The organism is Paracoccus sp. P2, from assembly GCF_046335115.1.
Classification (GTDB): domain Bacteria; phylum Pseudomonadota; class Alphaproteobacteria; order Rhodobacterales; family Rhodobacteraceae; genus Paracoccus; species Paracoccus pantotrophus.
In genome coordinates this window covers 1-3,580 of record NZ_JBGOSN010000104.1, presented here as the reverse complement: position 1 = coordinate 3,580, position 3,580 = coordinate 1, and the positions used below count along the sequence as shown (strand labels likewise).

Here is a 3,580-nt window from a genome sequence, read left to right as displayed (position 1 = left end):
CCCCGGCATGGTTTCGGCCATGCCGAGACCGTCGAGCATCTCACCCGGCTGCAGCCAGCCATAGCCGCCGACCGCCTCCTGCGCGACCCAGGCCAGCACGGCATAGGCCCCGCCGAAGGTCAGCACCGCGAGTTTCGAGAAATAGAGCGCGATGTCGGCAAAGATGCTGCCGGGCACCAGGGCGACCAGCAGCGCCACCGGCAACAGCCAGAGCGCGACCGCCGCCCATCCCGCGCGAAAGGCGTTTCTGCGCGCCGAGGGCGGAAGATCGAGTTCTTCGCCAAGGATCGTGTCGGCGTCGCTGACATGTGCGCCACCTGACGAGCCATGTCCGCCGCCGCCCCGGAAGGCCGCAATCCCGGCCTTCGCCCCGATCCAGCCGATGGCCGCCGCCAGCGCCACGATCAGCGGGAAGGGTGCATCGAACAGGAAGATGGCCAGGAAGGACGCGGCGGCCAGGCCGAGCATGACATTGTTCTTCAGGGCACGCTTGCCGATGCGGAACACCGCTTGCAGCACGATCGCCAGCACCGCGGCCTTGAGCCCGAAGAACAGCGCGGTCACAACCGGCACATCGCCATAGACCGCGTAGACCCAGCTCAGCGCCATCATGGCGATGAAACCCGGCAGGATGAACAGCATCCCCGCGATCAGCGCGCCGCGCACGCCGTGCATCAGCCAGCCGATATAGGTCGCCATCTGCTGCGCCTCGGGGCCGGGCAGCAGCATGCAGAAGTTCAGGGCATGGAGGAATCGCGCATCCCCGAGCCATTTCCGCTCCTCGACCAGTATCCGGTGCATCACCGCGATCTGGCCGGCCGGCCCGCCGAAGCTCAGCGCGGCGATCCTGGCCCAGGCCCCGGTGGCCTGACCCAGCGTTGGAAATCCATCACGCCGTTTCATGTCGCGCCCCGGCCCGTACCCCTGGCGTTGGTGGGCCAGTTGTGGATCTCGTCCGTGGCATCGCGCGCCCAACGGTAGAAGGCGTCATAGAGCTGCAATCCGGCATCGAGTTGCTCCAGATCGCCGGAATACATCCGCGACAGGCCCAGGGACGCCGCAAGCAGGCCCGCCGCTTCGGGGGCGAGGTCCAGGCGGGCGGTATCCGCGCCGCGCACGATCAACGCCAGCCGGTCGAGCGCCGGGATGCTCAACCGGGTTTCCTTCAGCAGCGCGTCGAAGGTGCAGTCCTCGCCGCGATGGCTCCAGAACACGCCTTCGACATCGAAGGGCATGGCGCCGAACCGCTCGGCCACTGCGGGGACCTCGGCCGGGGCGACGAACAGAAATACCGCCCGTGGATCGATGAAGCGCCGGATCAGCCAGGGGCAGGCGATGCGATCGATCTTGGGCCGCGCCCGTGTCACCCACAGGCTGCGGCCCTGCGGATCATGGCCGGTGATCTTCGTGGTCGTGACGAGTGGCAGGCCGGCGGCGAGCCATGCCGCCATGCCTCCCTCCAGATACTCGGCTGCGATCCCTTCATGGCGCAGCCAGGCGGCGACGCCCTGACTGCGCCCGTGTCCCTCGGCGCAAAGGACCACCACTGGACGGTCCAGGCTGCAGGCCAGTTCCGAAAGCGCTGCAGGGGTGATTTCATCCTCAGCCAGCCATCGGGCGGAGGGGATGAGACGGGGATCGGCGTCTCTCGCATCCGCCCGGCGCACGTCGAGGGCGACGGGGCATCGTGCGGTGCCGATCAGCTTGGCGAGCTTGTCGCAGGTTATGGCATCAGGCGCAGGCATCTGCGTTCCCTCCATTGAGTGAGTTGTCGGAATGGAACGCGAACTTCGGCTGGCGCCTCGTGGGGCGTCGCAAGACCCCATGCCGGAAAATTCCGACGACGACGATGGAATGTCAAGACGGTTGCCCGGTTCAGACCCGGTCCGGTCGCCCTTTACGGTGCGATCCGGGTGCGTCTCGCGATCGCTCCCACCCGATATCGCGCCTCTCCGGCCTCATGTCGCGGCCTTGAGGTTCAGCCGTTCCTCGAGCTTTGCGGCCGTCTCTTTGCGCTCGCTGTAGCGGTCGGTCAGGAAGTCCGACAGGTCGCGGGTCAGCAGGGTGAACTTCACCAGCTCCTCCATCACGTCGACGATGCGGTCATAATAGCTCGACGCCCGCATGCGACCGGCCTCGTCGAACTCCTGATACGCCCTGGCGACCGAGGACTGGTTGGGGATCGTCAGCATCCGCATCCAGCGGCCCAGCACCCGCATCTGGTTCACCGCATTGAAGCTTTGCGAGCCGCCCGAGACCTGCATCACCGCCAGCGTGCGGCCCTGCGTCGGACGGATCGCCCCCATCGACAAGGGGATCCAGTCGATCTGCGATTTCATTACCCCGGTCATCGCGCCGTGGCGTTCCGGGCTGGTCCAGACCTGGCCCTCGGACCACAGGCACAGGTCGCGTAGCTCCTGCACCTTGGGATGCGACGGATCGGCATCCTCGGGCAGCGGCAGGCCGTTGGCGTGGAACACCCGCGTCTCGCAACCGAAATGCCGCAGCAGGCGCTCGGCCTCCAGCGTGGCGAAGCGGCTGTAGGAGCGTTCGCGCAGCGAGCCGTAGAGCAGCAGGATGCGCGGCGGATGCGTCGCGCGGGGAATGTCCGGGATCGCGGGCGCGCGCAGGCAGTCGGGCGACAGGTTCGGCAGGTCGGGGATCATGCGCGGGCCTCTTGCGGGGTTGCTGCGGGAAACCAGCGGCGGCCCAGCCACAGGGCGGCGTTGACCAGAAGGATCAGCACCGGCACCTCGACCAGCGGGCCGATGACGGCGGCGAAGGCCACGGGCGAGGCCAGCCCATAGGCGGCGATGGCGACGGCGATGGCCAGCTCGAAATTGTTGCCGGCGGCGGTGAAGGCGATGGCGGTGCTGCGCGGGTAGTCCCGCGCGATCAGGCGGCCCATGGCGAAGCTGACGACGAACTGGATGGCGAAATACAGCACCAGCGGCACGGCGATCCTGATGGTGTCGAGCGGCAGGCGCACGACATCGCCGCCCTTCAGGCTGAACATCGCCACGATGGTGAAGAGCAACGCGGCCAGCGTGATCGGGCTGATCTTCGGCAGGAAGACGTCCCGATACCACTCCTCGCCCCTGCGCCGGATCAGCACATGCCGGGTCAGGAAGCCGGCGGCGAAGGGGATGCCGAGATAGATCAGAACCGCCTCGGTCACCGTCCGGAAACCCACCTCGATCACGCTGCCCTCCAGCCCGAACAAGGGCGGCAGCACGGTCAGGAACAGCCAGGCATAGGTCGAGAAGAACAGGATCTGGAAGATCGAGTTGAAGGCCACCAGCCCGGCGACATATTGCCCGTCGCCGCGCGCCAGCTGGTTCCAGACCAGCACCATGGCGATGCAGCGCGCCAGGCCGATCAGGATCAGCCCGGTCATGTATTCCGGCTGGTCGCGCAGGAAGATCACCGCTAAGGCGAACATCAGCACCGGCCCGATCAGCCAGTTCTGCACCAGCGACAGCACCAGCACCCGCCGGTCGGCAAAGACCTTGGGCAGGTCCTCGTAGCGGACCTTGGCCAGCGGCGGATACATCATCAGGATCAGCCCGATGGCGATGGG

General features: G+C 67.1%; 4 protein-coding genes. All 4 read right to left on the bottom strand.

Going from position 1 to position 3,580, the window contains the following annotated elements:
• The coding region (gene chrA / locus ACDP63_RS24355; RefSeq protein WP_409928809.1) for a chromate efflux transporter at positions 1-903 on the bottom strand (903 nt) is incomplete at its 3' end.
• Positions 900-1,745, bottom strand: a complete 846-nt coding sequence (locus ACDP63_RS24350) for a chromate resistance protein ChrB domain-containing protein (protein ID WP_409928808.1) — start codon at positions 1,743-1,745, stop codon at positions 900-902. The genes ACDP63_RS24350 and chrA, both read right to left, overlap by 4 nt.
• A 213-nt stretch (positions 1,746-1,958) precedes the next feature.
• On the bottom strand, positions 1,959-2,666 hold the full coding sequence (gene arsH / locus ACDP63_RS24345; protein ID WP_409928807.1) for an arsenical resistance protein ArsH: 708 nt from the start codon (positions 2,664-2,666) through the stop codon (positions 1,959-1,961).
• Positions 2,663-3,580: ACR3 family arsenite efflux transporter (arsB, locus tag ACDP63_RS24340; protein WP_409928806.1), on the bottom strand; the 918-nt coding region annotated here is incomplete at its 5' end. The genes arsB and arsH, both read right to left, overlap by 4 nt.